The sequence below is a fragment of the Arthrobacter bambusae genome, assembly GCF_022606295.1.
In the GTDB taxonomy this organism is placed as follows: domain Bacteria; phylum Actinomycetota; class Actinomycetes; order Actinomycetales; family Micrococcaceae; genus Arthrobacter; species Arthrobacter bambusae_A.
Window position 1 is genome coordinate 196,966 of record NZ_JAHHZS010000004.1, and the last position, 26,863, is coordinate 223,828.

27 protein-coding genes are annotated in these 26,863 nt (G+C 64.9%); 21 read left to right on the forward strand and 6 right to left on the reverse strand.

What is annotated here, in order from left to right; genetic code table 11:
- Positions 1-43 precede the first annotated feature (43 nt).
- Together KNN17_RS04595 and KNN17_RS04600 are read right to left on the reverse strand one after the other, a co-directional pair.
- Positions 44-1,501, reverse strand: coding sequence for an amidase (locus KNN17_RS04595; protein WP_241707680.1), 1,458 nt, complete (start codon positions 1,499-1,501; stop codon positions 44-46).
- A complete protein-coding gene (locus tag KNN17_RS04600) occupies positions 1,494-2,243 on the reverse strand; it encodes a peptidase E (RefSeq protein WP_241707681.1) in 750 nt (249 codons plus the stop codon). Before KNN17_RS04600 ends, KNN17_RS04595 begins: the two co-directional genes overlap by 8 nt.
- Before the next feature lie 190 nt (positions 2,244-2,433).
- On the opposite strand from KNN17_RS04600, the gene KNN17_RS04605 reads away from it, so the two are divergent.
- The 3 genes from KNN17_RS04605 to KNN17_RS04615 all read left to right on the forward strand — a co-directional run bounded on the left by KNN17_RS04605 (position 2,434) and on the right by KNN17_RS04615 (position 4,088).
- Positions 2,434-2,760, forward strand: coding sequence for a rhodanese-like domain-containing protein (locus KNN17_RS04605; protein ID WP_078107004.1), 327 nt, complete (start codon positions 2,434-2,436; stop codon positions 2,758-2,760).
- 31 nt (positions 2,761-2,791) lie between these two features.
- Positions 2,792-3,739 (forward strand): prephenate dehydratase, encoded by a 948-nt coding sequence (gene pheA, locus KNN17_RS04610; RefSeq protein WP_241707682.1) that lies wholly within the window; start codon positions 2,792-2,794, stop codon positions 3,737-3,739.
- A 130-nt stretch (positions 3,740-3,869) separates the two neighbouring features.
- A complete protein-coding gene (locus KNN17_RS04615) occupies positions 3,870-4,088 on the forward strand; it encodes a hypothetical protein (RefSeq protein ID WP_241707683.1) in 219 nt (72 codons plus the stop codon).
- A gap of 27 nt (positions 4,089-4,115) precedes the next feature.
- On the opposite strand, the gene KNN17_RS04620 is transcribed toward KNN17_RS04615, so the two are convergent.
- Complete coding sequence (locus KNN17_RS04620) at positions 4,116-5,162, reverse strand: diacylglycerol/lipid kinase family protein (protein ID WP_241707684.1); 1,047 nt, start codon at positions 5,160-5,162, stop codon at positions 4,116-4,118.
- Between the two features lie 111 nt (positions 5,163-5,273).
- Between KNN17_RS04620 and serS the strand changes: the two genes are divergently transcribed.
- The 3 genes from serS to KNN17_RS04635 all read left to right on the forward strand — a co-directional run bounded on the left by serS (position 5,274) and on the right by KNN17_RS04635 (position 8,581).
- Entirely contained in the window at positions 5,274-6,554 is a 1,281-nt protein-coding gene (gene serS / locus KNN17_RS04625; RefSeq protein WP_241707685.1) for a serine--tRNA ligase, read from the forward strand.
- 118 nt (positions 6,555-6,672) lie between these two features.
- A complete protein-coding gene (locus tag KNN17_RS04630) occupies positions 6,673-7,635 on the forward strand; it encodes a hypothetical protein (RefSeq protein ID WP_241707686.1) in 963 nt (320 codons plus the stop codon).
- Positions 7,636-7,735: 100 nt separating this feature from the next.
- Positions 7,736-8,581, forward strand: coding sequence for an HAD family hydrolase (locus KNN17_RS04635; RefSeq protein ID WP_241707687.1), 846 nt, complete (start codon positions 7,736-7,738; stop codon positions 8,579-8,581).
- A gap of 68 nt (positions 8,582-8,649) precedes the next feature.
- On the opposite strand, the gene KNN17_RS04640 is transcribed toward KNN17_RS04635, so the two are convergent.
- The 3 genes from KNN17_RS04640 to KNN17_RS04650 all read right to left on the reverse strand — a co-directional run bounded on the left by KNN17_RS04640 (position 8,650) and on the right by KNN17_RS04650 (position 11,083).
- Positions 8,650-9,732, reverse strand: coding sequence for an aromatic acid exporter family protein (locus tag KNN17_RS04640; RefSeq protein ID WP_078106997.1), 1,083 nt, complete (start codon positions 9,730-9,732; stop codon positions 8,650-8,652).
- Positions 9,733-9,799: 67 nt separating this feature from the next.
- On the reverse strand, positions 9,800-10,399 hold the full coding sequence (locus KNN17_RS04645; RefSeq protein WP_241707688.1) for a hypothetical protein: 600 nt from the start codon (positions 10,397-10,399) through the stop codon (positions 9,800-9,802).
- A 195-nt stretch (positions 10,400-10,594) separates the two neighbouring features.
- The gene (locus KNN17_RS04650) at positions 10,595-11,083 is read right to left on the reverse strand and encodes an inorganic diphosphatase (RefSeq protein ID WP_078106994.1); all 489 of its coding nucleotides are present in this window, start codon (positions 11,081-11,083) and stop codon (positions 10,595-10,597) included.
- Between the two features lie 136 nt (positions 11,084-11,219).
- Here KNN17_RS04650 and dacB point away from each other — a divergent pair, with 136 nt between their 5' ends.
- The 15 genes from dacB (at position 11,220) to KNN17_RS04725 (ending at position 26,494) form a co-directional block, all read left to right on the forward strand.
- The gene (dacB, locus tag KNN17_RS04655; protein ID WP_241707689.1) at positions 11,220-12,767 is read left to right on the forward strand and encodes a D-alanyl-D-alanine carboxypeptidase/D-alanyl-D-alanine endopeptidase; all 1,548 of its coding nucleotides are present in this window, start codon (positions 11,220-11,222) and stop codon (positions 12,765-12,767) included.
- A 78-nt stretch (positions 12,768-12,845) separates the two neighbouring features.
- Positions 12,846-13,949 carry a zinc-dependent metalloprotease gene (locus tag KNN17_RS04660; protein ID WP_241707690.1) on the forward strand — a complete coding sequence of 368 codons (1,104 nt, stop codon included), beginning with the start codon at positions 12,846-12,848 and terminating at the stop codon, positions 13,947-13,949.
- A gap of 104 nt (positions 13,950-14,053) precedes the next feature.
- Entirely contained in the window at positions 14,054-15,091 is a 1,038-nt protein-coding gene (gene tilS / locus KNN17_RS04665) for a tRNA lysidine(34) synthetase TilS (protein ID WP_241707691.1), read from the forward strand.
- 31 nt (positions 15,092-15,122) lie between these two features.
- Positions 15,123-15,674, forward strand: coding sequence for a hypoxanthine phosphoribosyltransferase (hpt, locus tag KNN17_RS04670; protein WP_059388924.1), 552 nt, complete (start codon positions 15,123-15,125; stop codon positions 15,672-15,674).
- A 292-nt stretch (positions 15,675-15,966) separates the two neighbouring features.
- The gene (ftsH, locus tag KNN17_RS04675; protein ID WP_241707692.1) at positions 15,967-18,036 is read left to right on the forward strand and encodes an ATP-dependent zinc metalloprotease FtsH; all 2,070 of its coding nucleotides are present in this window, start codon (positions 15,967-15,969) and stop codon (positions 18,034-18,036) included.
- A 10-nt stretch (positions 18,037-18,046) separates the two neighbouring features.
- On the forward strand, positions 18,047-18,715 hold the full coding sequence (gene folE / locus KNN17_RS04680) for a GTP cyclohydrolase I FolE (protein WP_241707693.1): 669 nt from the start codon (positions 18,047-18,049) through the stop codon (positions 18,713-18,715).
- An 8-nt stretch (positions 18,716-18,723) separates the two neighbouring features.
- On the forward strand, positions 18,724-19,629 hold the full coding sequence (folP, locus tag KNN17_RS04685; protein WP_241707694.1) for a dihydropteroate synthase: 906 nt from the start codon (positions 18,724-18,726) through the stop codon (positions 19,627-19,629).
- A gap of 29 nt (positions 19,630-19,658) precedes the next feature.
- Positions 19,659-20,018, forward strand: coding sequence for a dihydroneopterin aldolase (gene folB, locus KNN17_RS04690; RefSeq protein WP_241707695.1), 360 nt, complete (start codon positions 19,659-19,661; stop codon positions 20,016-20,018).
- Complete coding sequence (folK, locus tag KNN17_RS04695) at positions 20,015-20,554, forward strand: 2-amino-4-hydroxy-6-hydroxymethyldihydropteridine diphosphokinase (protein ID WP_241707696.1); 540 nt, start codon at positions 20,015-20,017, stop codon at positions 20,552-20,554. The genes folB and folK overlap by 4 nt, the downstream gene beginning before the upstream one ends.
- 3 nt (positions 20,555-20,557) lie before the next feature.
- Positions 20,558-21,079, forward strand: coding sequence for a DUF3180 domain-containing protein (locus KNN17_RS04700; RefSeq protein ID WP_078106985.1), 522 nt, complete (start codon positions 20,558-20,560; stop codon positions 21,077-21,079).
- Complete coding sequence (locus KNN17_RS04705; RefSeq protein ID WP_078106984.1) at positions 21,060-21,572, forward strand: PH domain-containing protein; 513 nt, start codon at positions 21,060-21,062, stop codon at positions 21,570-21,572. Before KNN17_RS04700 ends, KNN17_RS04705 begins: the two co-directional genes overlap by 20 nt.
- Positions 21,569-23,062 carry a PH domain-containing protein gene (locus KNN17_RS04710; RefSeq protein WP_241707697.1) on the forward strand — a complete coding sequence of 498 codons (1,494 nt, stop codon included), beginning with the start codon at positions 21,569-21,571 and terminating at the stop codon, positions 23,060-23,062. Before KNN17_RS04705 ends, KNN17_RS04710 begins: the two co-directional genes overlap by 4 nt.
- Positions 23,055-24,005, forward strand: coding sequence for a Rossmann-like and DUF2520 domain-containing protein (locus KNN17_RS04715; RefSeq protein WP_241707698.1), 951 nt, complete (start codon positions 23,055-23,057; stop codon positions 24,003-24,005). Before KNN17_RS04710 ends, KNN17_RS04715 begins: the two co-directional genes overlap by 8 nt.
- A 2-nt stretch (positions 24,006-24,007) precedes the next feature.
- The gene (gene panC / locus KNN17_RS04720; protein ID WP_241707699.1) at positions 24,008-24,910 is read left to right on the forward strand and encodes a pantoate--beta-alanine ligase; all 903 of its coding nucleotides are present in this window, start codon (positions 24,008-24,010) and stop codon (positions 24,908-24,910) included.
- A 135-nt stretch (positions 24,911-25,045) separates the two neighbouring features.
- Positions 25,046-26,494, forward strand: coding sequence for a DHA2 family efflux MFS transporter permease subunit (locus KNN17_RS04725; protein WP_241707700.1), 1,449 nt, complete (start codon positions 25,046-25,048; stop codon positions 26,492-26,494).
- Positions 26,495-26,863: the final 369 nt, after the last annotated feature.

The following is a 26,863-nucleotide window of genomic DNA, read 5'->3' on the forward strand; positions in this document are numbered from 1 at the left end:
ATTGACTGAGCGCTTTGTCACATTTTTTAGATGCCTCAGGCAACTATCCGCCGGCGATAGGTGCCGATTTTTGCTGCAGTTCAAGCTGCCTTGCGAGCCGCAGGAGCAGGAGCTCGGAGCCCGGTTTCCCGATGAGCTGGATCCCCATCGGAAGTCCCGTTCCAGGGGTTGGGCCGGTCCAATGAACGGGCACCGTGACCGCCGGCAGGCCGCACACGTTCACCATGGAGGACCACGGCGCAAACTCGCATTGCTTGCGGTAGTCGTCGTCCGCGTCGCCCGGCCAGTCGGGAGCCGGCCATTGCTCGCCTCCGGGTGTGGAGCCGGTGAACCAGCCGACGGGCCGTGGAGTCTGTGCCAGTGACGGTGTCAGAACGATGTCCCATTGGGCATACTGGACCACCGTGTCGTGGGTGAACTGCCGCAGGAAACCGAGGGCTTCGTTGACCTTGGCGGCGCTACGTTGCTGTGCCCGACGCCGGAAGGTCCGGGTCAGCGGGGTCAGCAGGGCTTCGCGATGCGGCAGGATACGGGCGCTCCCGACACCGGCAGTCCAGGCGGTGGTGAATGCTTCCGGGTAACGGTTGTCGTAGCGGATCCCGGCGTCTAGCACCGAGTGGCCCGCTCCCGTCAGTAGTTCGACGCCCTTGGCGAGGGCATTCAGGGCCTCCGGCTCCGGCGCAATGGGAAATGCGGTGGACCAGGGGGTGTCCAGGCTCGTGCCGATGCGCAAGGGGGCCGGCGCCTCCTCAAGCCCAGCAAGGTAGCCCCCTTTCGGCCGGATTCCGTCTGGCACCAGGGCATCCATCATCAGCGCGGCATCGGGGGCGGAACGAGCCAGCGGTCCGGCCACCACCAAGCGTGCGGCGTCCCCCACGCTTTCGCCGGCCGGCACCAGGCCCCGGCCCGGCTTCAACCCCAACAGTCCGCATGCCGCAGCGGGAATACGTATGGACCCGCCGCCGTCGCTCCCGGGCGCAAAGGGGACCAAACCCGCCGCAACCGCGGCGGCGCTGCCCCCCGACGAGCCCCCTGAGCTGCGGCTCAATGCGTGTGGATTGCGCGACGGCGGTGCGATGCGGTTTTCGCTGTAAGCCGTGAGTCCGAATTCCGGAACCTGGGTCTTGCCCAGTGAGATGGCGCCGGCGCCTTTGAGTGCCGCGGCAAGGGCGCCGTCTTCGGGAGCAGGCTTGCGGTCCAGGGCTCCACTGCCGTGGGTGGTGACGACTCCCGCAACATCGACAAGGTCTTTGAAGGCCAGCGGCACCCCGTGAAGAAGGGGGAGCCCGGGGCCCCCGCGGCGCTGGCGAACATACGCATCGTCGGCGGCCCGGGCGTCGAGCATGGCCTGATCCGCGGTCACCGTGACGAACGCGCCCAGCGTATGGTTCTGCTGTTCGATCCTCGCAAGGAAGTGTTCCGCAACCTCAGTGGCCGAGAGCTGACCGGTGGCCAGCGCCTGGCGCAGCTGGACCGCGCCGAGTTCGTGGATGTCAGCCAAGGAAGCGGGACTCCAGTCGCTCCTCAACGGCAACCGCCTCGCCGTCGGGCGCTTCGCCGGGTGCCGCGGTGACGCGATAGGCGGCCTTGCCCCTGACTTCGGCAACCACGTCCACGAGTTCCGTGCCCCTGTAAACGAGCCCGACGCCGTCGTCGGTGCAGTGTGTTTCCCCCAGGACGCCCTCCGCCACCAGCTGGTGGACCAGCGGGCGGCGGCCCGGTTCGGAGTCATAGTGGACACCGTTGGCGTAGGGGAGGAAGCCAAGTCCGTTGGTCACGGCGCGCAATTCAGGGCCGTAGGAGTCGGTTGTGCCGCCCTGGAACCAACAAATCGAGCCCGCGGACACTCCGGCCAGCACCACGCCCTGTTCCCAGACGCGCCTCAGAATTCCGTCCAGCCCGTGGGCACGCCACACAGCCAGAAGATTGACCACGGAACCACCATTGACCCACACGACGTCCTGCTCCAGGAGGTACGACTCGGGATCGCCGTAATTGGGCATGGTGAAGAGGTTCAGGTGGGTGAAATCGAAGCCCGAAACCCGGGCGGCCTGGTCCAGTTCCGCGGCGAACCAGCGCTGGTCTCCGGACGCCGTGCCAAGATGCGCCACCCGCGGCGCGCGTCCGCTCACCCCGGAAAGTTCGACGGCGTGGTGAACCAGGAGGTCGAACTCCATCCTGGTGCGATGACCGGACTTATAGCCGCCGGAGGTTGCCAGGATGGTGGGCTCGCCAGCAGCCATGGTGCCGTCTCCTTGCTTCGAGCGTTCCCGGGTCGCCGCAACGGCGAACATTTAGCGACAACACTAGTGCCGTGATGACGCAGTGAGGAAGTACCGTAACCTGCCGCGCCCCACGAGTCTCGGCGATGATGGCGACGGGCTTCGGTATTAGTGTTGATTTGGAGATCTGAATCAACTGGAAGGAACTCACGTGAGCGATTTCGAGACCGTGCCCGTCGGCGATGTTCCGGCTGGCGCGAAAATCCTGGATGTCCGGGAGGATTACGAATGGGTGGCGGGCCACGCCGAGGGCGCGCTTCACATCCCGCTTGACCAGATCCCGGGGCGCCTTGACGAACTTGACCCGGACGATGACCTCTATGTCATCTGCCGGACGGGCGGACGGTCCTTCCGGGCGGTTCAGTGGCTGGTGGGGCAGGGCTACACCGCCACCAACATCGCGGGAGGCATGGACATGTGGTTTGAGACCGGCCGCCCGATGGTTTCGGAAAACGGCCTCAAGCCTGTCGTCCTGTAGCCACAACGCATAACACTTAAGGAATATATACATGTCGGCATCCGCGCTCACCTACACCTTCCTCGGTCCGGAAGGTACCTTCACCGAGGCTGCGCTCCTGCAAGTCCCCGGCGCGGCTGACGCCAACAGGGTGCCTTGCACCAATGTGAACACGGCATTGGAGAGGGTTCGCCAGGGTGCAGCGGACGCAGCCATGGTGCCGATCGAGAACTCGGTGGAAGGTGGCGTGACCGCCACCCTGGATGCCATTGCCACCGGGACCGAGCTGAGGATCATCCGTGAAGCCCTCGTTCCCATCACGTTCGTGCTGGTTGCCCGCCCCGGAGTGAAGATCTCCGATATCCGCCGGATCTCCACGCACGGCCATGCCTGGGCCCAGTGCCGGCTGTGGGTCGACGAAAATATCCCGAATGCGGAATACGTGCCGGGATCCTCCACCGCGGCAGCCGCCGTCGGGCTCCTCGAAGGCGATGCGCACTATGACGCCGCCATCTGCGCCCCCCTCGTTGCGGCCGAACGCCCGGGCCTGAACATCCTTGCGGAGAACATCGGTGACAACCCTGGCGCGGTGACCCGTTTCGTCCTGGTCAGCCGTCCTGGTGCATTGACTGAACGCACGGGCGCGGACAAGACCACCGTCGTCGTGCCCTTGCCCGAAGACCGCCCCGGCGCCCTGATGGAAATCCTTGACCAGTTTGCCACCCGCGGGGTCAACCTCAGCCGCATCGAGTCCCGGCCCACCGGCCAGTACCTGGGCCATTACTTCTTCAGCATCGACGCCGACGGCCACGCCTCGGATGCCCGGGTGGCCGACGCCCTGGCAGGTCTGCACCGGATCAGCCCGGCCACGCGCTTCCTGGGGTCCTATGCGCGGGCGGACGAACAGAAAGCCTTGGTGGCTCCGCATACCTCCGACGCCGCGTTCGCCTCCGCACATGCCTGGGTTCGTCGCATTCTGAGTGGCGAACCGGGCGCCTGAGCGGCCTGAATCCGCCCCCGCAAAGCGTTGGATAATTGACTCTTCAACCCCTATCGCGTGGATAAAACTGTGCGTATGCTTGCTTGATCCACAATTGATGGACGCATGCCCCTAACGGAGGGAGCGGGCCATGTCGGCAAATAGCAATGACACCAGCGGCCAGGGAATGATCGTCAACCCCAAGCCCAAGGCGGACAACCAGGACTGGGACGGCGACGACGCCGACCGGGCCGATCGGCTGCGCTTTGAAGAAGAACAGGCCATGATTCGCGAGCAATCGGAAGCGCGCGCGGCTGCCAAAGCCTTGGCAGAACACAAAGCAACGGAAGCGGCGAAGAACGCCAAGTAGCGTGTCGCCCTATTGCGCGGGCATCGGTTATTGCACGCGCACGAGGAGGGAACGCGGCTCCACCTTGACGGTGACTTGCGTGGCCTCGCCCGAGGGATCGCCGTCAAGTTGTGTGGCCATCGGTTCGTTGCTGCTGATGACCACTTTGCCGGAACGGTAGTAATTCATGACCGGCAGGTTCCGGTTGTGCTTGAACAAGATCTTGGCATACACCGCGATCCAGCCGATGGCGCTGCGGGGGCTCATGACCACAACGTCCAGGACACCGTCGTCGATCATGGCGCCGGGGATGAAGTCGATGCCCCCCGGGATCAGGCCGCAGTTGGCGAACAAGACGCTTCGGATTTTCCGTGACTGCTCGGGCTCGTCGTCCATGGCAATGGTGACCCTTTTGCGCCGTCCGGGCAGGTGGCGGACGCCCGCCTCGGTGTAGGCCAGCCAACCGACTGCTTTTTTGAGGCCGTCGTTGGTGTCGCCCACAACCTCGGCATCCAGCCCCATGCCGGCGATCACCAGGAACGCATGCTCGGAAGAGGCGCCTGTCCGCTCGTTGTGGATCGCCATCCGGGCGGTGTCGATGTAGCGCTGGTGGCCGAAGAGCGCCGTGTGGACGTTGCCGCGCAGATCGTTGACATCCAGATTCACGTTGCGTGCCAGCAGGTTTCCGGTGCCCAGGGGGATCAAGCCCATCGCCACGTTGGTGTGCGCGAGGGCCTCAGCCACCACGCGCACGGTACCGTCGCCGCCGCCGACAAGTACGACGTCGGGCCTGTACGCCAGAGCCGCCTTGGCTTGCGAATGGCCGGGGTCGTCCGCGGTGGTGTCGAAGAAGCGGGGTTCGTCCCAGCCCGCAAGATGGCAGGCGTCCCGGATGATCCTCCGCGCATCCTCGGCTTTCGTCTTCACCGGGTTGAGGATCACGGCAACCCTTTGCAAACCGGCTTCGGGCTTGTGCACGGCTTCGTGCACGGCGCTGCGCGCATGCCGGGCCTTGAGCCGGCGCACGCCCCACCAACTGGAGACGGCAAAGACCACGCCCCCAGCCAGAATCACGTACAGGATCCAGTTGCTCATGGTGCTTCAACCCTATCCCGCGGAAGGTGCGGCCGCGCGCGGCGGCAGGGGGTGCCTGCCGCCGTCGGACGCTGGCGGCGGAGCTGCGCGCTGATTCGATACTCTAGTCTGGTGATCGACGTAAAAGACCTCAGCGAAAACCCGGACAAGTTCCGTGCCAGCCAGCGCGCCCGCGGCGCCGACGAGTCCGTGGTGGACGCGATCATTTCCGCCGATGCAGACCGCCGCGCGGCACTGATCCGCTACGAAAACCTCCGTGCGGAGCAGAACGTCTTCGGCAAGAAGGTGGCACAGGCCAAGGGCGAGGAAAAGCAAGCGCTGCTCGCCGAGGTGAAGGAACTGGCCAACTCGGTCAAGGCTGCCTCTGCCGAAGCCGACGCCGCCCAGGCCAAGCAGGAAGAGCTGCTCCGCGTCATCCCCAACCTGATTGAGGACGGCGTGCCCGAGGGTGGCGAGGACGACTTCGTGGTGGTCAAGACGGTCGGCACCCCGCGCGAATTTACGGACTTCGAACCCAAGGACCATCTTGAGATCGGCGAACTCATCGGCGCGATTGACATGGAACGCGGCGCCAAGGTCTCCGGTTCGCGCTTCTACTTCCTCCGCGGCGTCGGTGCCCGGCTGGAGATGGCACTGTTGCAGATGGCCATGGACCAGGCCATCGAGGCCGGCTTCGTACCGATGATCACCCCCACGTTGGTGCGTCCGGAGATCATGCAGGGCACCGGTTTCGATGTAAAGCACGACGCCGAGATCTACCGTCTCGCCGAAGACGACCTTTACCTTGTAGGAACCTCGGAGGTGGCCCTCGCCGGCTACCACTCGGACGAAATCCTGGACCTTTCGGCAGGCCCCATCCGCTACGCCGGGCAGAGTTCCTGCTACCGCCGCGAAGCCGGTTCGCATGGCAAGGACACCCGCGGCATCATCCGCGTCCACCAGTTCAACAAAGTGGAGATGTTCATCTACACCACGGTTGAAGAAGCCGCTGCCGAGCATGAGCGCCTCCTGGCCTGGGAAGAGGAAATGCTTGCGAAGGTGGAACTCCCGTACCGTGTGATCGACACCGCCGCGGGCGATCTCGGCATGTCCGCGGCCCGGAAGTTCGACTGCGAAGCCTGGGTCCCCACCCAGAACGCGTACCGCGAGCTCACCTCGACGTCCAACTGCACCACCTTCCAGGCCCGTCGCCTCAACATCCGTGAGCGTGCGGTCAATGAGGACGGCGTTGCGAAGGGCACCCGCGCCGTCGCCACGCTGAACGGTACCCTGGCCACCACCCGCTGGATCGTGGCCATCCTGGAGCACCACCAGAACCCGGATGGCTCCGTGAACGTCCCCAAGGCACTCCAGAAGTACATCGGAGGGCTCGAGGTGCTCCCCGTCCTGTAGCCTCCTGCATTCCGTGGCCCCCGGAATGCCGGCTCGGACCGGTCCTCCACAGCCTGGGTTGTCCACATAGGGATAAAGGACGGCTGACGCCGCGCGACGATCCATGGAGAGTAATTCCATGGACATCCCTCCGGAGATCATTGTCTCGGCCGAGCGGCTTGCTCTCACCGGCTCCACGGCCGTGATTCACCGTCCATTCAGGGCAGGCCGCCTCGTCCGGCTGAGGCGCGGGTATTACGTGAAAACCTCCACCTGGGTGGAAGCGACGCCTGCCCAGAGGTTCGAGTGGTCCGCGGCGGCGGTGGGCCTGGCATTCGAGCAGTCCGTGTTTTGCGGTGAGTCCGCAGCTGTCGTGCTCGGCGTCCCGACGCTGCGCCCCCCGGAGTTCGTCGATCTGGCCACTTCCTCGGAGCGGACCACCGGACGGCGGCCGGCAACGTTTGTGGTTCACGGAAAGAGCGTGCTCGCCGAAAAGGCGCGGAACACAGGCAACCATCCCATGCGTTACGTCCTTCGACGCGACGCTGAGGCAGTGGTTTCCGGCCGGTTTTCCTGCACCAGTCCGGTGCAGACGGCCGTGGACGTCATGTGTACCTCGTCCTTCAGCAGGGCGCTGGTTGTAGCTGACGGAATCGCACGCATGCTGGCGGAGCAGGGTTCGCTCGGGCAGGATGCCTGCTTGATCGAGCACCCTGAGATCGCCTTGGCACTGGACGGGATCGTAGCTGATGCCACCAAGCACCGGGCAGTCCGCATCGCGAGCTTGGCAAACGCGAACGCCGATTCAGTGGGGGAGTCGTACAGCAGGGCCGTCATCGAGCTGCTTGGCTTTGAGCAGCCGCTCCAGCATCACACCGACGATTCCGATCAGTTCGTTGCACGGGCCGCGTTCTGGTGGCCGGAGCACTTGATCGCGGGCGAATTCGAGGGCGGGCAACAGGAGAAGCCGGGTGAGGAGAGCATCCGTGCATCGGGGGTCACCGTAGTCAGGTGGAATTGGGCCGATTTGGAGGAGCCGGGCCTTCTTCGGCAGAAGCTCCTGCGTGCCGGACTGCGGCCGCGCGCCAGGGCCTCAAGTTAACATTCACACTGTGGACTACCTGGGAGTATTCACCGCGTGTTAATCCCCTGCTGTGGCCTTCGTCCTAGCTGGTGTCGGTGGGGTCTGCTTCACTGGAGGCATGACTATTTTGACTGATACCTCAGTCGCTGGCATCGATGACCAGCGGAATTCGAATCACAAACTCATGGTCGCGTTGGACGTCGACGGAACCCTCGTCGACCACGATGGCCACATGACACCGGGTGTCCGCGAGGCCGCAAGGGCTGTGGTCGCCCACGGACACGATGTCCTGATCGCCACCGGACGCTCGTTGAATGCCACCCTGCCCATCATTGAGCAGATCGGACTGGAACGCGGCTATGCCGTGTGCTGCAACGGCGGCGTCACGTTGCGCCTCGATCCCCAGCTGGACGCAGGTTACGAGGTCATTCACAAGGCAACCTTCGATCCCGCTCCGGCGTTGATGGCACTTCGCGAGCAGCTTCCGTCCGCAAAGTACGCGCTCGAGGATCAGGACGGAAACTTCCTCTCCACCGAGCGATTCCAGGACGCCAGCTTCGGCGTTGAGGCAATCGGCGTGGATTTCCAGACGATGCTGGACGCCACCGCGGTGCGTGTAGTGGTCTTCAGCAGCGAGAACACGGCCGAAGAATTTTCCACAGCCATTCGCAAGATCGGGCTCTCCGGGGTCACCTACTCAGTGGGTTGGACGGCTTGGTTGGATATCGCGGCCGCCGGGGTCACCAAGGCCAGTGCTTTGGAGCATCTGCGCCAGCGGCTCGGCACTCACCCCCGCCACACGGTGGCAGTGGGGGACGGCCGCAATGACATCGAGATGCTCAGCTGGGCCGGGCGCGGTGTCGCCATGGGCCAGGCACCCGAGGAAGTCATCGCCGTCGCGGATGAGGTCACCGCGTCGGTCTACGACGACGGCGCGGCCCTCATCCTGCGTCGCCTGTTGTAGCCGGGGTCCCGGCGCAGCGGTAACAGGCCGAAGCGCAGCGGGGCTGGCCGGCGGATGCCCGCCGCAGCTCACACGGCGTCGGAGACCACGGTAATGATTCGCCGCAGGCTCATCGCGACCGAAGCGGTGGCGTTCACGGACGCTTGGTCGGCCGCGGCCTCCGTGAGGGTGCCACTCAGTGCGGCCACACTGTCCCGGGCGGCTTCGAGGGAGCTCTTGAAGTCTTCGGCGTCTCCATGCCTCCATTGCCGAATCGCCACCGCAACGTCCACCAGGGCCTCCGCCAAATGCGGCGGGACACCCTCCGGAATGACCGTCCCCGCGTCCTCTTCCCAGATGACGCTTGCCAGGACATCCGTGATGTCCTGGACGTGGAAAGTCAGCCGTTCCATCGCGCGCAAACCGGCCAGGTCGCCGGGCAGGCGCCTGGCCCGACGGCGGGACCGTGGGTTCGCCTTGGCGCTCAACTTCGCCGCCTGGACGGCAGTCCGCACGTCGGTCGCCGTACGTGCGAGCTCGCCGCTGCGGCTCGCCCATTCTTCATGGTCCGGCGGCCAGGATTCCGTCATGGCGCTGGCCATGTCCCTGAGTTGCTTGGACAGCGCCCGTTGGTGTCCGTCGATGGCCGGATCAATGCCTTCAAGATGCAGGGGAGGGAAGACCAGCCAGTTCACCGCGAATCCGACTGCCACTCCCATGCCCATTTGCAGGACGTACGCGAATGAAAAGCCCTGCGTATTCGAATATCCCAGAACCAGCACGAACAACGCCGCCATGGGGACCCATTCGGAGGCGCTGCCGAGCCTTGGTAGACCGCCGATGACCACGCCCAGGCCGACGACGACGGCAACCGCCAGTGCGTTCGGGGTGGTGAAGGTGGTCACGGCGAAGGCCATCGCTATGCCCAGCCCGAGTCCAAGCAGGCTTTGCAGCCCATGCTTGGCGGACGCCGCAACGGTGGGGTGCATGCTGACCAGGACACCCAGGGGCGCGTAGTACGGATACGCAGCGGCAGGCCCGGGCATCAGCGGCGCGAGGTACCAAGCCAGTCCGGCGGCGACGGCCGTTTTGGCGGCAAACAGGAGGCGGTGGCCTGTGACAGCTTGCCTGAGAGCGGGAAGAAGCCGCCCAAGCTTTTCCCTGGAGATCATGGACTCAAGGTAGGCCGGGAGGAATGGGTGTGTCGAGTACAAGATGGCTGAAGGCGTGGCGACGCAATCAGTAAACCTCGAGGATCATTTGCAGCAAGCGGGCTGCGGCCGGCCTGGCGGCGTGCTCTTCCACCCATTGGGCCCGGGCAAGTGCCTTGCTCACGGCTTGGGTGCTGATGCCCAATTCCTGGGCCACGGCCTTCTGTTGTCCACGCACGCCGGGCGTCAGCAGGTCCAGGACGCGCCACTCAGCAACGCTTCGATGCTGCACGATGTGCCCCAGGAGCCGCAGCACAGCCTCCGATTCGGCAGCAAGTGCGGCGACGGGCCCCTCGACGGCCACGGGGACACGTTCCTTGCCATTCCGCAAGCGGTCCACGGCGCGGCGTGCGTAGACCAGTCCGTGCCCGGAGGCGTCTTTGATTTGGTTGGGCAGGGGTTCGTTGACCGGTCCGACGCCGATTCCCACGTACCACTGTCCGCTCCGCAAGGCGATGAGCGCCGAATCCACGGCCTGGTGCGGAAATTCCACGATGCCTTGGACTTCGTCCTCCACCGAACGGTCAAAGTCCAAGCACGCGGGGATGTGGCGCAGGTCTTTGAGCAGCTGCGGTACGAGGTCTCCGTTGCCGCGGCTGTCGCGTTGGTTGATGGTCAGCGTGAACATGGTGGATCAAACACTACCGGCAGGTAGCTGACTTTCAAGCGGTTAATTCGGAGCCAACTGCTCGTTACGGCCGCGGGTGCCCGGCGATTGCGGGCCGATTCGTTCCGCGTCGGTGACCCACCGATTAAAGTACGACGGCGGCGGGTGCGGTTCCCAGGGAACCGCACCCGCCGCCGTCGTGCAGGTCGAATTGCTTTAGTGCGCGCTCGGAACGAAACGCTTGATGGAAGCTTCCAGCTCGGCTTCGGCGGCTGCGCGGTCTGCCCAGCCTTCAGCCTTGACCCATTTGCCCGGCTCAAGGTCCTTGTAGCGGGTGAAGAAGTGCTCGATTTCCTTGATCAGGAATTCGCTGACATCCGTGATCTCCTGGATGTGGTCGAAGCGCGGATCGGCAGGAACACACAGGACCTTGGCGTCTCCGCCGCCGTCGTCGGTCATGTTGAACACGCCGATGGGGCGGGACTCGACGATGACACCGGGGTATAGGTCGAAGTCCTGCAGGAGCACCAGTGCGTCCAGCGGGTCGCCGTCCTCACCCAGGGTGTTCTCGAAGAACCCGTAGTGGGTGGGGTACTGCATGGAGGTGAACAGGACGCGGTCCAGGCGGACGCGACCGGTCTCGTGGTCAACTTCGTACTTGACGCGCGACCCCTTGGGGATCTCGATCGTGACGTCGTGCTTCATGGAATGCTCCTTGGCGGTATTGGCATGGGCGCGGCAACAGAGCAGCCGACGCCGCCGACTACTATTGAGGATATAGCGAGAGGCCCAAGTTTCTTGAAACGGTGGGGACATTCAAGACTTTGAGGACTAAGGCTGCATGACGGGCGTTGACGAGGCGGGGGCTGAAAAGCAGGCTCCGGAACAGCAGGACACTCCGATTCTCAGGCCCAGGGGGCCAAGGGCCAGGAAGTCCGCGTCGAAGGGCATCGTCCGCTTTCTGCCACTGGCCTTGTTGACCTTGGTCATCGCGGTCCTGGCCGTGCCGATGGGACTCGGGATCGCAGCTGGATTCATTGGTCCCGGCTTTCCGGGGGCAGCCGGTGCGCCCGGCCCCAAGGTGCCGGACTGGCAACAGGTCCCCAAGCAGCTGAGCCGCACCCAGATCGTTGCCCCCTTGGACGCTTCCGCTCCGGTCCCGTTGCCGGCCGATGTCACGAACCAGCTCAATGCCCTCTTGACCCCCGACGGCGGGGGAGACTTCACCGGCGTCGTCGAGGATGCGTTGACCGGGCTTCCGCTTTACGATCGCGACGGCGCCAAGAACCGGGTGCCGGCGTCCAACATGAAGTTGCTCACCGCAGTCGCGGCGCTGCGGGCGATCGGCCCGGAGACCCGCTTCAGCACTCGGGTCCTGGCGGGACCTTCGCCGTCGACCATCATCCTGAGCGCTGGAGGCGATGTCCTGCTCGGTGACGGCCCGTCCCAAGCCAATGAGGTGCTCGGCCATGCCGGTTTGGAGACCCTCGCGGCGGACACGGCAAAAGCTTTGCAGGACCGCGGCGTGAAGGGCCCGGTCACGGTGCAGTTGGACGATGGACTGTTCACCGGGCCTGCCTTGAACCCGGCATGGAGCCTCGACGATGTCGCCGCCGGGGAAACGGCGCCGGTCTTTCCGCTCGCCCTGAACTCGGCCCGGACAAGCCCGGGGGCAACCAACGGCCCGCGTCCGCAAGACGCCGCGCTCACCGCAGCCCAGGCTTTCGCGGGGAAGCTGCAAGCCGCGGGTGCCGCTGCTGGCTTCACGGTGGTCCCCGGTGTGGAACGCGCCGCGGCTCCAACCGGAAAGCAGGGCGTCCTCGCCAGCGCGGTGTCTGCCACCGTCCGCGAGCAAGTCGACTTGATGCTGGAAACGTCGGACAACTACCTCGCTGAGGTTTTCGGTCGGATGGCCGCGCTGTCCGAGGGAAAGCCGGGATCCAACGACGGCGCGACGGCGGCCGTGGGCGCCCAGCTCGCGGAACTCGGCGTCGCCTCGGACTCCATGCACTTGGCAGACGTGTCGGGCCTTGCCCTCGGCAACCAGGTGTCGGCGCGGCAGTTCGCGGACGTGGTCCGGGCCATTACCTCGGGACCCGACACCCGTCTCCGTGCCGCCCTCGCGGGGTTCCCGGTAGCCGGACTGACCGGGACGCTCGGCGACCGCTACACCGATGCGACCACCTCCCAGGGGGCGGGCCTGGTGCGGGCCAAGACCGGCACCTTGAATTCGGTGATCGCTTTGAGCGGCTACGTTGTGGACGCGAACGGCCGTCTCCTGGTCTTCTCCTTTATCGGCAACGGGCTGATGCCGGGCGCAGAAGGGAACAAGGTCGCGCTGGACAGGTCCGCCACGGCACTCGCGTCATGCGGTTGCCGGGCTGGCTGACATTCCCCCGCTCCCTGAGGTTCGCCGTTGAGCGAACTTAAGGGCGCAGATTCAGCCTGTTGTGGTCTTATGGTTCATATGGAGTCTCAGCAGCAAGCCCAGTCCCTCATCAACTGGGAGCTGGCCGCCTCCACGGCTGCCCGGCTCGCTCCCCCCGGTCCACCGCTGAGTCCGGCCCAAATCGGCAAAGCCGTGGATAGCTTGCGTTTCAGCGCGGACATCTCTGTACCGCATGTGCATGACATCACTGGTTTGGAAGCCGCGCGCGACCTCCGCGATTCCCATGTCCTGGTAGTTGACCGGGCGTCCTGGGCGAAGGCCAATACCCAGAGTTTCGCAGTGATGCTCCAGCCGGCCCTTCAGCAAATGCTGGACTCCCGGCGCGGCCCGGCGATGACACCGGCTGCGGCGGCCGCGAGCGGCGCCATTACCGGCGCGCAGCTCGGGGCCGTGCTCGCCTTCTTGTCGAGCAAGGTCTTGGGCCAATACGATCCCTTCGCGGCCCTCGCCCCGGACTCGAAAGCGCCGCCTGCCGGCCGGCTTTTGCTCGTGGCTCCGAACATCATCTCTGTGGAGCGCGAGCTCAACGTTGATCCGGACGATTTCCGGCTCTGGGTTTGCCTTCACGAACAGACCCACCGGGTGCAGTTCGCTGCCGCGCCTTGGCTCCGGACCCACATGCTCGAGGAAATCGAGCGCCTCAGTGCCAACCTGATCGGCAATGTGGATTCCATCATGGACCGTGCCACTGCGGCGGCGCGGTCCTTGCGCGACCGCTCCACCGGCGCCACTCCTGGCCGCGGGGCCATTCTGGACCTGCTCCAAAACCCCGAGGAAAAGGCATCGCTCTCGCATCTCACGGCAGTCATGAGCCTCCTGGAAGGCCACGCGAATGTTGTGATGGACGCCGTCGATTCCACCCTTGTCCCCTCGGTGAAGACCATTAGGCAGCGCTTCAGCTCGCGGGGCAAGGACCGCGGAATGATCGAGAAATTCATCCGTAACATCCTCGGCCTGGATGCCAAGATGCGCCAGTACAGCGACGGCGCCAAGTTCGTCCGTGAAGTGGTTGCGGTGGCCGGCATGGAGGGCCTGAACCGGGTCTGGGAATCGGCCGAAAAACTGCCTACCGAAGCCGAAATCCACGACTCCAAGCTGTGGCTTGAGCGGATGGGGCTGTGACCGCAGGCACCACATCGGGTTCCGGCGCAAGCGGTAGAAGCGGTCCGAGCAGCGGACGACGACGTCCCGGGCGTTTGGCGCCGGTGGTCGGCAAGGCGCGGAACATGGTGCAGGACGCGCTGGCCTCCGCAGGCTATCCCGAGCGGATCCTCGTCGCTTGCAGCGGCGGCCCGGACTCCTTGGCACTTGCTTCGGTGGCGGCCTACTTTGCCCGTCGGGGCCGCGTGCAGGGCCACCCCGTGCATGTTGCCGCCGTCGTGGTCGACCATCAGCTGCAAGCAGGCTCGGGCGAGGTCGCGGCGCGAACCGTGGCGATCCTGGAGGACCTGGGCCTCTCGCCCGTCCAGCTACGGACCGTGGAGGTGGCCGCTGCCGGGTTCGGGCCCGAGGCGGCGGCACGCGATGCCCGGCACGCGGCCCTTGAAGCGGCGGCCGCCGAACTCGATTGTGGAGCGATCCTGCTCGGGCACACTCTGGACGACCAAGCCGAACAGGTCCTGCTGGGCCTGGCACGAGGCTCGGGAACCCGCTCCCTCGCCGGGATGCGTCCGGCGCGCGGCAAGCTCCTTCGTCCTTTCCTTGGCCTGCGCCGATCAGAAACGCTCGAAATCTGCGAGGTCGAGGAACTCGAAGCCTGGCACGATCCCAGCAACGCGGACCCCGCCTTCGCCCGCTCGCGGACCCGGGTGGAGGTGATGCCCTTGCTTGAGGACAAGCTGGGGCCCGGCGTTGCCGAGTCGCTCGCCCGTACAGCCGCGATCCTCCAGCAGGACGCTGACTTCCTGGAGCAGCTTGCCGCAGAGAGTTATGCGGGACTCGTTAACCGGAGCGACGACGGCGTGTGGCTCCCCGAAGTCGCCTTGAGGGAGTTGTCCCCGGCCCTGAGGTTCCGGGTGATCGCCAAGGCTGCGGCCGACGTCGGGGGCCAACAGCCCGGCTATGGGCGGCTCCAGGCAGCCGAAGGGTTGCTGCGCCGGCAGGGATCGGCGGGACCCGTGCAGCTTCCCGGAAGCGTCAGCGTCTATCGTGTATCCCTCAGCGAATTGGGGCGGGAGGCCCCAGCGCGGGGAACTGCCGTTCCCCGCGAAGGCGGCGGCTGTGGGAAGCTAGTATTCCGGCATCAAAGATCGCCCCAACAGTAGCCGCACCCACGCATCAACACAGGAGCCATTGGTGGATTCAAACGACGTCCAGGCAGACCTCAAACACGTTCTCTACACCAAGGAGCAGATCCAGCAACGGATCGCCGAACTTGCTGCACAGATTGACAAGGACTACGAGGGCCGTGAGCTGCTGATCGTCGGCGTGCTCAAGGGTGCCGTCATGGTCATGGCAGACCTTGCGCGTGCGCTGCACAGCCACGTCAGCATGGATTGGATGGCGGTGTCCTCCTACGGCTCCGGGACCCAGTCCTCCGGCGTCGTGCGCATCCTCAAGGACCTTGATACCGACCTCATGGGCAAGGATGTCCTGATTGTCGAAGACATCATCGATTCCGGCCTGACTCTCTCCTGGCTCAAGACCAACCTCGAGTCGCGGGGCACCGCTTCCGTGGAAATCTGCACCGCGTTCCGCAAGCCCACGGCCGCCAAGGTGGAGATCGATGTCAAGTACGTCGGCTATGACATCCCCAACGAATTCGTCGTCGGCTATGGACTGGATTACGCCGAGAAGTACCGCAATCTGGACTTCGTGGGAACCCTCGCACCGCACGTATACGAGTAACTCTTCCCGCAGCGAACCACCGCGTATTGTTCGCGGAACGAAAGCGGCCTCCTGTTCGGGAGGCCGCTTCGCTATGTGTGCAGTGGCGCCGGGGGATCCTGAAAGAACCATGGATTTCTCCCGCGAGCTTCCGGAATTCCTTGTTGATGTACGCCTAGAGGGAACTTTTGCCTCTTACTGTGCGTGAATCACTCCGAACGGTGTAAAGCTAGAAACTGACGCAGCACCACACGCGCGCAGAAGCTGCGCCGTGCAGCACTACCAGGAGGGACGGGGCGGAGCCCCCGAACAGATGAAAGCTAAGAGTTTCTTCAAGGGCCCGGGCATCTGGATTGTTGTCGTAGTCGGCTTGCTCCTGGTGGCATTTGCAACCCTTGCCCCCGGCGGATCCACCCGAATCGACACCGATAAGGGCCTCGCGATCCTCGCCCAGAGCGGCAAGGTGGACCAGGCCAAGATCTACGATGCCGAGAACCGCGTTGACCTGACGCTGAAAGACAACCTCGTCATCGACGGCCAGGACAAGGGCAAGAACGTCCAGTTCTTCTATGTCACGGCGCGGGCCGGGGACGTCGTCAAGGCAGTCACCAATGCCCAGCCATCCGGCGGCTTCACGGACCAGCCCGTCGAAAACAACTGGTTCTCCGGACTGTTCTCGCTCCTCGTCCCCGTGCTCCTGCTGGGTGTGCTTTTCTGGTTCCTGCTCTCGCGCATGCAAGGCGGCGGCTCCAAGGTGATGCAGTTCGGCAAGTCGAAGGCCAAGCTGGTCAACAAGGACATGCCGCAAGTCACCTTCGCGGATGTGGCCGGTGCGGACGAAGCCGTCGAGGAACTTCAGGAGATCAAGGAATTCCTCGCAGAACCGGCAAAGTTCCAGGCCGTTGGCGCCAAGATCCCGAAGGGCGTGCTGCTCTACGGCCCTCCGGGCACCGGCAAGACCCTCCTGGCCCGCGCCGTCGCAGGCGAGGCCGGCGTCCCGTTCTTCTCCATCTCGGGCTCGGACTTCGTTGAAATGTTCGTCGGCGTTGGTGCTTCCCGTGTCCGCGACCTCTTCGAGCAAGCCAAAGCCAATGCGCCCGCCATCATTTTCGTTGACGAGATCGACGCCGTTGGACGTCACCGCGGCGCTGGCATCGGCGGCGGCAACGACGAGCGCGAACAGACCCTTAACCAGCTTCTGGTCGAAATGGACGGCTTCGACGTCAAGACCAACGTAATCCTGATCGCGGCAACCAACCGTCCGGACGTCCTGGACCCTGCCCTGCTGCGCCCAGGCCGTTTCGACCGCCAGATCACCGTCGAAGCACCGGACTTGATTGGTCGCGAGCAGATCCTGAACGTCCATGCCAAGGGCAAGCCGATGGCCCACGGCGTCGACCTCAAGGGCGTCGCGAAGAAGACCCCGGGCTACACGGGTGCGGACCTTGCCAACGTGCTGAACGAGGCCGCCCTCCTGACCGCCAGGTCCAATGCCAACCTGATTGACGACCGCGCCCTGGACGAAGCAATCGACCGTGTCATGGCGGGCCCGCAGAAGCGTAGCCGCGTCATGAAGGAAATGGAACGGAAGATCACCGCCTACCACGAAGGCGGCCACGCCCTGGTGGCGGCAGCCCTCCGCAATTCCGCCCCTGTCACGAAGATCACCATCCTGCCCCGAGGCCGCGCCCTCGGCTACACGATGGTTGTCCCGGAGGACGACAAGTACTCGATCACGCGCAATGAACTCCTGGACCAGATGGCCTATGCCATGGGTGGGCGCGTTGCAGAGGAAATCGTCTTCCACGACCCCTCGACGGGCGCTTCGAACGACATCGAGAAGGCCACCGGAACGGCCCGCAAGATGGTCACCCAGTTCGGCATGAGCGAGCGCATCGGCGCCGTGAAGCTTGGCGCAGGTGGCGGCGAGCCTTTCCTGGGCCGGGACATGGCGCAGGAACGCAACTACTCCGACTCGGTCGCGTACATCGTCGACGAGGAAGTGCGCCGCCTGATCGACCAGGCCCACGATGAGGCCTACGCCATCCTCACCGAGAACCGCGACGTCCTGGACCAGTTGGCCCTCGAACTGCTTGAGCGCGAAACGCTGAACCAGGCGGAGATCGCCTACATCTTCCGCGACATCCGCAAGCGCGACTTCCGCGAGGTGTGGCTCTCCAAGGAATCCCGCCCGGTCCAGACCATCCCGCCGGTGGAATCCCGCGCAGAGAAGGCTGAACGTGAGGCCCAGGAAGAGGCCAAGGCCGCTCGTCTCGAAGAGCCTTTGGACGCTCAGTCCCCGCATCCGCAGGGAGTCGGCAGCCAGGAGTCATTTACGGGGCAGGGACCGGACGCGGGCACCGACGTTTCGCATCAAGGCTAAGCTTTCTGCTGTGACTCACATCGACGACGACGACTTCAGCGGTGCCGCCAGTGATGACCTTGGCGGCACCTCCGGGGGGAAATCAGGTGGCCACGGCCACGGCCATCACTCATATAAGGTCGACCGCCCCCGCATAGAGGCGGCCGTACGCGAGATCCTCATCGCCGTGGGCGAGGACCCGGACCGTGGCGGACTGGTGGATACGCCGAAGCGCGTTGCCAAGGCTTACGCCGAGGTCTTCGCTGGCCTGCACCAGGATCCCGAGGACGTCCTGTCCACCACGTTCGACCTCGACCATGAGGAACTCGTGCTGGTCAAGGACATCCCGTTCTATTCCACGTGCGAGCACCATTTGGTGCCGTTCCACGGCGTCGCGCACGTTGGATACATCCCTTCCCACGACGGCAAAGTGACGGGGCTGAGCAAGCTGGCCCGTCTCGTCGACATTTACGCCCGCCGTCCGCAGGTGCAGGAACGCCTGACCACCCAGATCGTCGAAGCGCTCGTGACCCACCTCAAGCCCCGGGGCGCGATCGTCGTCGTCGAATGCGAACACATGTGCATGTCCATGCGTGGCATTCGCAAGCCCGGCGCCAAGACCGTCACCAGCGCAGTGCGCGGGCAACTTCATGACCCGGCCACCCGTGCCGAAGCCATGAGCCTCATACTCGGAAGGTAACAAAGATCATGGATTCCCTCGCAGCAGCACCAGGAACGGGCCCGGCTACCAGCCCCCTGCCCATTCTCCGCAAACCCCGTCCAGCGGCCCGCTTCGCGGACCTGCCGGCCGACCGCACGCTTGTCATGGGAATTCTGAACGTCACGCCGGATTCATTCAGCGACGGCGGCAAGCACCCCACGGCGGACACCGCCATCGCCCACGCATTGCGCATGTTGTACTCCGGAGCGGACATCATCGACGTCGGCGGGGAATCGACCCGCCCGGGCGCAGAGCCCGTCTCCCCGGAAGAAGAACAACGGCGGGTCTTGCCGGTGATCCAGGCACTCGTGAAGGCCGGGGCGCTCGTCAGCATCGACACGACGCACGCGTCGACGGCCGCCGCGGCGGTGGAGGCCGGCGCCGCGATCATCAACGACGTCTCCGGGTTGAGCCTCGAACCGGAGATGGCCGAACTCGTCGCACGTACCAAGGTGCCCTATGTCTTGACGCATCGCCGAGGCGACGCCGAAACCATGAACAGCCTTGCCGACTACGGAAATGTCGTGGAGGAAGTCATCGAGGAGCTCAAGGGCGTCCGCGACAAGCTCTATGCGGCTGGCGTCACGGCGGAACAAATCATTGTGGATCCCGGCCTGGGCTTCTCCAAGGACGAGGACCAGAACTGGCAACTCCTCAAGTACATCGGCAAGCTGGACGAACTCGGCCACAAGGTCCTGATCGGAGCTTCACGCAAACGCTTCCTCGGGACGCTCCTGACCGTGGCCGGCAAGGCGGCGGCGCCGGAGGAACGGGACCATGCCACCGCTGCCATCACCGCAATCAGTGCCGCGAACGGTGCTTGGGCCGTGCGCGTCCACGACGTCGGACCAAGCCTTGACGCCGTCAAGGTCGCCGCGCGCATCAGACACTAAACTTGGTGAACAGAGGGGGAGGGACCGGTTTGGACAAGATCACACTGACCGGCGTGACCGCCGTCGGGCATCACGGCGTCTTCGACTTCGAGCGCCGTGACGGCCAGCCGTTCGTCGTCGACGCGGTGCTGTACACCGATTTCGGCAAGGCCGCGGAAACAGATGACCTGCAGTTCACGGCGCACTACGGCGAAGTCGCCGAGTACATAACGTCCGTCATTTCGGGCGAGCCACTCAACCTGATCGAGGCCCTCGCGGTGCGGATCGCCGAGGGGATCCTGGCGGGCTTCAACGTCGCCGCCATCGATGTCACAGTCCACAAACCCAAGGCACCCATCGAAGTTCCCTTCGGTGACGTCACGGTCAGTGTCCACAGGGAGCGTGCATGACCTCCCGATTCACCAAAGCCATCCTGGCCCTCGGCAGCAACCTGGGCGAGCGGAACGACACCCTGTCCACCGCCGTTGCCGACCTCGTTGACCGCCCGGAAATCCGCCTGCTCGGGGTCTCTCCCGTGGTGCAGACCAAAGCCGTGGGCGGACCGGTGGGGCAACCGGATTTCCTCAACATGGTGATTGCCATTGAGACGACCCTTGCGCCGCTGGACCTCCTCCAGCACTGCCACGACGTCGAGCAAATCCACCATCGGGTCCGCGAGGTCCGCTGGGGCCCCCGCACTTTGGATGTGGACATCATCGTCTACGGCGAACTCACCAGCGACGACGAAACCTTGACCCTGCCGCATCCTCGGGCCGCCGTGCGCGCCTTCGTGCTCTATCCGTGGGCGCTCCTGGACCCCGCAGCGCGGCTCAACGGTGAGAGCGTCGCCGATCTGGCCGCCAAAGCCGAGGACTTTCCAGGTCTCCGGCCGTTCGACGGTTTCGACGGATCCGGCAGCGTCGCTGCCGCAGGAGCGGTGGAATAGTCCATGAAGGCCATGCGTCCGCTCTTGTTGGCGATCATCGCCGTCGTTCTCGCCGCAATTGGCTGGCTGGCTACCGTGCTCACCACGCGCTACAGCATGGCGACGCCGGTGCTTCCTCCTTCCGCGTTGGTGACCATGGGTGTCATTGCCGTGCTGACGTTGATCATGGGCATCCGTGTCCTGCGCTGGCGCAACGGCAAGAAGAAGACCATGCTCAACCCCATCCTGGCCGCGCGAACCCTGATCCTGGCCCAGGCCTGCGCCTATGCGGGCACCGTGCTGCTCGGCTGGCACGTGGGAATTGTGATTGAGCAGCTCCGGCTCTGGAGCCTCCGCAGCGACCAGGGTATCTTCTGGCTCGCGCTAATCATGGGCGGCGGAGGGCTCATCATGACCATAGTGGGGCTCGTCGTGGAGCGGTTCTGCCGGATCCCGCCCGAGGACCTGGAAGGCGGGCCCGGCATCAGGGATTCACGGCATCGCGAGGCCAAGGGCGAAGGCGAATATGCGTACCGTGGCGATTGATCCTCCCGGGATCCAGTGGTTGCGCGTTTCGCCGAAATACGTGACGGTGCGGCTCGTCGAGTGGGCCATCGGCAACCTGGTCATGGTCGGCCTGTTCAGCCTGCCCTTGCTTTTCGTGGAACTGGGGTGGTGGAGGTGGCCGCCGCTGTGGCTCGCCGTCGCCGTTCCAGCGGCCCTTTTGTTGCTCGCCCTGTGGCGGCTCGTGTTGATCCCGAGGCAAGTGAAGGCCATCGGCTATGCGGAACGCGACGACGACCTCCTGATCCGCCGCGGTATCTTCTTCCAGCGGACCATGGTGGTTCCCTACGGCCGGATGCAGTACGTCGATGTCGCGGTTGGGCCAGTCGAGCGGCTCTTGGGACTGTGCACCCTCAAACTCCACACCGCTTCCACTGGAACCAACGCCCACTTGCCCGGACTTCCCGCTGCTGAAGGCGCACGGCTGCGCGAGCAGCTCTCGGCCCGAGGCGAAGCGAGGCTGGCCGGGCTGTGACCCAGGAACAGACCGTCGTCGACGGCGATTGGCACCGCGTGCACCCGGCGTCGCCTTTCGTGCGCGGATGGGTGGCGCTGGCGGCGATCGTCTATTTTTTCGGCCGCGATACCTTCGAGCGAGCCCTCCAAGGCCGCGGGACCATTGGGGACAACTTCAATGAACGCACGCTCTGGCTCCTGGCCGGGGGCGGCGTCGTGCTGTTGCTGGCTTTGGGCTCGTTCCTTCTCAGCTGGTATTTCACCCGTTATCAGCTCGCCGAGGGTTACGTCCGGGTCAATACCGGTTTCCTTTTCAAGCAGCAGCGCCAGGCACGGCTTGACCGCGTTCAGGCCATCGACATCGTGCAGCCGCTGCTCGCCCGCATTTTCGGGCTCGCGGAGCTGAAGTTCGAGGTGGCCGACGCGGGCCATTCGGCCGTGCGGCTTTCCTACCTCAGGCTCGCGCAGGCCAAACAGCTCCGCGCCACTATCCTGGGCCGGGCTGCCGGCATTGCTGACGGGAGCGAAACAGTCGAGGTGCCCGAGGCACCCGAACAGGTGGTGCTCTACCTTCCGCCTGGAAGGCTTGTCGGCTCGCTGATCCTGAGCGAGCAGAGCTTCTTCATTGTGCTCAGCGCCATCGCGTCGGTGCTGCTGTCAGTATTGACCGAGTCCCGGGCCTTCATCCTCTACTTGATTCCAGCAATCCTCGGCTTGGGTACCGCCTACTGGCGTTCGTTCAACACGGGCTACAACTTCACCGCGGCAATATCCCCGGACGGCATCCGCCTGCGATACGGACTCCTGGACACCCGGGCCCAGACCGTGCCTCCCGGCCGCATCCAGGCCCTCAAGGTCACGCAGCCGCCGTTGTGGCGCATTCTCGGCTGGTACCGGATCCACGTGAACGTTGCCGGCTACGGCGAACATCGCCGTAGCGAAGGGGAGCACCGCACCATGTTGCTTCCAGTCGGGCGGAAGCCCGAGGTGATGATGATGCTCTCGCTCGTCCTGCCCGATCCCGGTACCGCAGACCCCGAGCGCGTCTTCACGGCAGGGCTGACCGGCCTGGACTCCGACGCGGGATTTGTCACCACACCCAGGCGTGCCTGGATTCTTTCCCCGTTGGGCTGGCGACGCAACGGCTTCCTGTCAACGGAGACCGCCCTGTTGCTGCGCTCCGGCCGCTTGTGGCGGAGGCTGGTGGTGGTCCCGCATCAACGAACCCAGTCCATCGCCCTCCACCAAGGTCCCCTGGCCCGGCTCTTCGGCGTGGCCGACCTTGTGCTGCATACGACTCCAGGGCCTGTGGCGCCCCGGCTCATCCAGGCAGCCACAGAGGAGGCGGTCGGCGTATTCGACCAGCAGGCCGCCCGGGCCCGGAAAGCCCGCAGACTGCAGAGCAGCGAACAATGGCTGGCGCAACTGGCGCCCACGGCGCTGCCGGCCCCGCCAAGCACGCATGCCATCCAGCATGCATCGACCCAGGAGGAACCAGACCATGGCTAGGCCAGGACGACTCGGCGTAGGAATCATCGGCGCCGGCAAGGTGGGTGCCGTCTTGGGTGCGGCCCTGCGCGGGGCCGAGCACGCCGTCGTCGGGGTTTCCGCCGTGTCGGAGGCGAGCCGGGAGCGGGCGGAGACCCTGCTGCCGGGGGTCCCGATCCTTGAAATCCAGGAAATCGTGGAGCGGTCCGAGTTGGTGCTCCTGGCCGTCCCGGACGACGCCCTCGGTGAACTCGTGGCCGGACTGGCCAAGCTTGGAGCATGGCAGCCCGGACAACTCGTGGCGCACACTTCCGGCCGCTTCGGCGTCGGAATACTGAAGCCGGTCCGCGCTGCAGGTGCCATTCCGCTCGCCCTCCACCCGGCCATGACGTTCACGGGCATGAGCCTGGACCTCACCCGGCTCATGGACTGCACCTTCGGGGTCACCGCCGACGCCGCGATGTTGCCCATCGCCCAAGCCCTCGTGGTGGAGATGGGCGCCGAACCAGTGGCCATCGTCGAGGCTGACCGCACGCTCTACCACGCAGCCCTCGCGCACAGCTCGAACCACCTGGTCACCCTCGTGGCCCAGTCATCCCAGCTGCTTCGGGACATCGGCGTCGACGCGCCGGAACGCATGCTCGGCCCGCTGCTCCGCGCCACCTTGGAGAACGCGCTGGCCTCAGGCGAATCCGCGTTGACCGGGCCCGTGGCCCGCGGGGATGTGGGGACTGTCGCCGCCCATGCGGAGGCCCTCAAGGAGTACGACGGCGGTGCGGGCGGCGACCTGCTCGCTGCTTACCGGGCCATGGCGCGGGCCACTGCCCGCCGGGCTGCCAATCGCGGACTGCTCAAAGAGGGTCAGCTTGGCGACATCAACAACGCCTTGGACGGCCCAGGTGCGCCGGACAACGGTGAAGACCGTCCAGGCAACGACGCTGCCGGGACGCAGGAAGGAAACTGACCATGGCTATCAAACTCGTCACCACCGCAGCGGAACTGCGGGCCGAAAGTGCGCGGTTGCTCGCTGAAAAGCGCGGCAGCTCGCAAGGCCTCGTCCCCACGATGGGTGCGCTGCACACAGGTCACGCAGCACTGGCCCGCACCGCCGTCGAGCAGAACGACGTGGTGGTGGCCTCCATCTTCGTCAACCCCCTGCAATTCGGCGAGGCCGCGGACCTTGAACGCTACCCGCGCACGCTTGATGCCGATATGGCGCTCCTTGACGCCGAGGGCGTGGACCTCGTCTTCGCCCCTTCCGTGGATGAGGTCTACCCCGGCGGGGAGCCGCTGGTCCGGGTGACCTCGGGACCCCTGGGCGAGAAATGGGAGGGAGCCTCGCGCCCCGGCCACTTCGACGGCGCCCTCACAGTGGTCGCCAAACTGCTGCACTACGGTCTGCCTGGCGGTCCAGCCGCCGACGGCGGTGCTGCCGCGTACCGCGCGTACTTCGGCCAGAAGGATGCCCAGCAGTTGGCCCTGGTGAAGCGGATGGTGGCAGATCTCAGCTTCCCGGTGGACATCGTGGCCGTGTCTACCGTGCGCAATGCCGAAGGGCTGGCGCTTTCCAGCCGGAACCGCTTCCTTTCCGAAGAAGAGCGGGAAGCGGCCTTGGCGCTGTCCCGTGCCCTCCGCCTTCTCGAGTCCCACGCCCTGGCGAACGAGCCGCTCGAGCTGGACACCGCCGTCGCGCTCGTCGAATCGCAGCCCCTCGTGAAGCTGGACTATTTCGACGTCGTCGATCCCCGCACGCTGGAACCGCTCGCGGAAAACTGCAAGGAAACTCCGTTCCGGGGTGAAGGGCTTGCGATCATTGCGGCGCAGGTCGGGCCCGTACGGTTGATCGACAACGTGCCGCTGAGTTCCTGACACTTAACATCCGGATGTCTCTGCGCAAACGTTTGGATTAAGCTGCTGACGGGAATGCTGTTGAGGCTTAGACTGTTGCAATCTTCACCGGTGCCGAGCGCCGGACACCACCGCACCCACAGCCGAGGAATCCTCATGTCTACCGACGTCACATCAGACGCGTCCGGCAGCCCCGCACCGGAAACGGGGACGCAGCACGCCAGGGACAGGATGTCGCGCGAGTCTGTCACCGTCATTGTCACGCTCCTTGTGGCTACCTTCGTGGTGATCCTCAACGAGACCATCATGAACGTCGCCCTGCAGCGGCTCATGACGGACCTCAACGTCGACGCGCCCACGGTCCAGTGGCTCTCCACCGGATTCATGCTGACCATGGCCGTGGTCATACCCACCACCGGCTTCATCCTCCAGAGGCTCACCACTCGGGCTGCGTTCCTCTTGGCCATCGGACTGTTCAGCAGCGGCACCCTGCTCGCGGCTCTAGCCCCTGGGTTTGGGGTGCTCTTGTTGGCACGCATCGTCCAAGCCGGCGGCACGGCAATCATGCTCCCGCTCCTCATGACAACCATCTTGACCTTGGTGCCCTTGTCCCGCCGCGGCGCGGTGATGGGCAACGTGACCATTGCGATTTCGGTTGCGCCCGCCTTGGGCCCCACGGTTTCCGGGATCATCCTTGACCATTTCTCCTGGCGGTTCATGTTCGTTTTCGTACTGCCGGTGGCCCTGTTGGCCATGGGCATCGGTGCCAAGTTCCTGACGAACGTGGGCGAGCGTGGCAATGTGAGGCTTGACTTCGCCTCGGTGGTCCTGACCGTTCCTGCTTTCGGCGGATTGGTCTATGGACTGAGCCAGATCGGCGGCCACGCCGGGGCGACTGCCTTGCCGATCGCTGCGCTCGTGACCGGAGTGCTGTGCATGGTGGCATTCGTCTTCCGCCAGCTCAAGTTGCAGAAGTCCGACGCGCCCCTCCTGGACCTCAGGGCATTCAACTTCCGCATGTTCACGGTCTCGGTGCTGCTCATGGTGGTTGCCATGATGGCCCTGTTCGGCGGAGTGATCCTGCTGCCGCTCTACCTGCAGAACGTCCTCCACCTGCAGCCGATGGAGACCGGCCTGGCGCTTCTTCCGGGCGGCTTGGCGATGGGCCTGCTCGGTCCGGTGGTCGGTAGGTTGTTCGACAAGATCGGACCGCTCCCACTGACTGTGACAGGATCCATCCTCTTGGTACTCACGCTGTGGCAGTTCTCGATGCTCACCGCGAGCAGCCCCCTGTGGTGGGTCGTGGTCCTTTACGCAGTACTTAGCCTGGGCTTGGCTTTGCTGTTCACCCCGGCGTTCACTACTGGCCTCAACCCGCTCCCGCCCCACCTCTATTCGCACGGCTCGGCAATCATGAGCACCCTGCAGCAGGTGGCGGGAGCCGCAGGGACCGCACTCCTGGTTTCGATCTTCGCCGTGGTCTCGGCTGCGTCCGGCTTTGTTGCCGGGATGCAGGCAGCGTTCCTGACCGCCACCTTGATTGCGGTGGTTGCCGTCCTGCTGTCCACCATGATGCGCAAGACCGAGGGAGCCACCGGGCACTAGGCCGCTTGCTCGCTTGCTTGCCTGCTTGCCTGCTTGTGCGGCGGGTTGATTGTGATGCACGGCATGTTTGCGGATTACGCCCGGGACGGCGTTCCTTCGGGTGGTGTTTGGGGCCGAATTCCGCGTGTTGTAGCGGGTTTTGAAATGTGGGATGACGATGCAGGGGTGATTTGCCTCGGGTCTTGGGGGTGTGTAGAGTAGATCGAGTCGCCGCCGCTGATGCGGAAAAATTGCGACGGACCCCCTTCCAATTGGAAACCATTTTACTGGTTCGCTTTGTTGCGTTCGGGTGTGGTTTCCGGGGGTCGCGGATGGTGTTTTGTCCGGTGCGGTTCCTGGTTTCGGGAGTTGTGCCGGGGGAGCGTGTCT

What these genes read in the sequence shown, in the direction of transcription:
- KNN17_RS04635 (WP_241707687.1), top strand. Translation starts at nt 7,736, where the DNA reads ATGACTATTTTGACTGATACCTCAGTCGCTGGCATCGATGACCAGCGG.
- pheA (WP_241707682.1), top strand. Translation starts at nt 2,792, where the DNA reads ATGTCGGCATCCGCGCTCACCTACACCTTCCTCGGTCCGGAAGGTACC.
- KNN17_RS04600 (WP_241707681.1), bottom strand. Translation starts at nt 2,243, where the DNA reads ATGGCTGCTGGCGAGCCCACCATCCTGGCAACCTCCGGCGGCTATAAG.
- KNN17_RS04715 (WP_241707698.1), top strand. Translation starts at nt 23,055, where the DNA reads ATGGCTAGGCCAGGACGACTCGGCGTAGGAATCATCGGCGCCGGCAAG.
- KNN17_RS04630 (WP_241707686.1), top strand. Translation starts at nt 6,673, where the DNA reads ATGGACATCCCTCCGGAGATCATTGTCTCGGCCGAGCGGCTTGCTCTC.
- KNN17_RS04640 (WP_078106997.1), bottom strand. Translation starts at nt 9,732, where the DNA reads ATGATCTCCAGGGAAAAGCTTGGGCGGCTTCTTCCCGCTCTCAGGCAA.
- KNN17_RS04645 (WP_241707688.1), bottom strand. Translation starts at nt 10,399, where the DNA reads ATGTTCACGCTGACCATCAACCAACGCGACAGCCGCGGCAACGGAGAC.
- KNN17_RS04650 (WP_078106994.1), bottom strand. Translation starts at nt 11,083, where the DNA reads ATGAAGCACGACGTCACGATCGAGATCCCCAAGGGGTCGCGCGTCAAG.
- KNN17_RS04620 (WP_241707684.1), bottom strand. Translation starts at nt 5,162, where the DNA reads ATGAGCAACTGGATCCTGTACGTGATTCTGGCTGGGGGCGTGGTCTTT.
- KNN17_RS04615 (WP_241707683.1), top strand. Translation starts at nt 3,870, where the DNA reads ATGTCGGCAAATAGCAATGACACCAGCGGCCAGGGAATGATCGTCAAC.
- ftsH (WP_241707692.1), top strand. Translation starts at nt 15,967, where the DNA reads ATGAAAGCTAAGAGTTTCTTCAAGGGCCCGGGCATCTGGATTGTTGTC.
- panC (WP_241707699.1), top strand. Translation starts at nt 24,008, where the DNA reads ATGGCTATCAAACTCGTCACCACCGCAGCGGAACTGCGGGCCGAAAGT.
- KNN17_RS04725 (WP_241707700.1), top strand. Translation starts at nt 25,046, where the DNA reads ATGTCTACCGACGTCACATCAGACGCGTCCGGCAGCCCCGCACCGGAA.
- dacB (WP_241707689.1), top strand. Translation starts at nt 11,220, where the DNA reads ATGACGGGCGTTGACGAGGCGGGGGCTGAAAAGCAGGCTCCGGAACAG.
- KNN17_RS04700 (WP_078106985.1), top strand. Translation starts at nt 20,558, where the DNA reads ATGAAGGCCATGCGTCCGCTCTTGTTGGCGATCATCGCCGTCGTTCTC.
- KNN17_RS04660 (WP_241707690.1), top strand. Translation starts at nt 12,846, where the DNA reads ATGGAGTCTCAGCAGCAAGCCCAGTCCCTCATCAACTGGGAGCTGGCC.
- KNN17_RS04705 (WP_078106984.1), top strand. Translation starts at nt 21,060, where the DNA reads ATGCGTACCGTGGCGATTGATCCTCCCGGGATCCAGTGGTTGCGCGTT.
- folK (WP_241707696.1), top strand. Translation starts at nt 20,015, where the DNA reads ATGACCTCCCGATTCACCAAAGCCATCCTGGCCCTCGGCAGCAACCTG.
- folP (WP_241707694.1), top strand. Translation starts at nt 18,724, where the DNA reads ATGGATTCCCTCGCAGCAGCACCAGGAACGGGCCCGGCTACCAGCCCC.
- tilS (WP_241707691.1), top strand. Translation starts at nt 14,054, where the DNA reads ATGGTGCAGGACGCGCTGGCCTCCGCAGGCTATCCCGAGCGGATCCTC.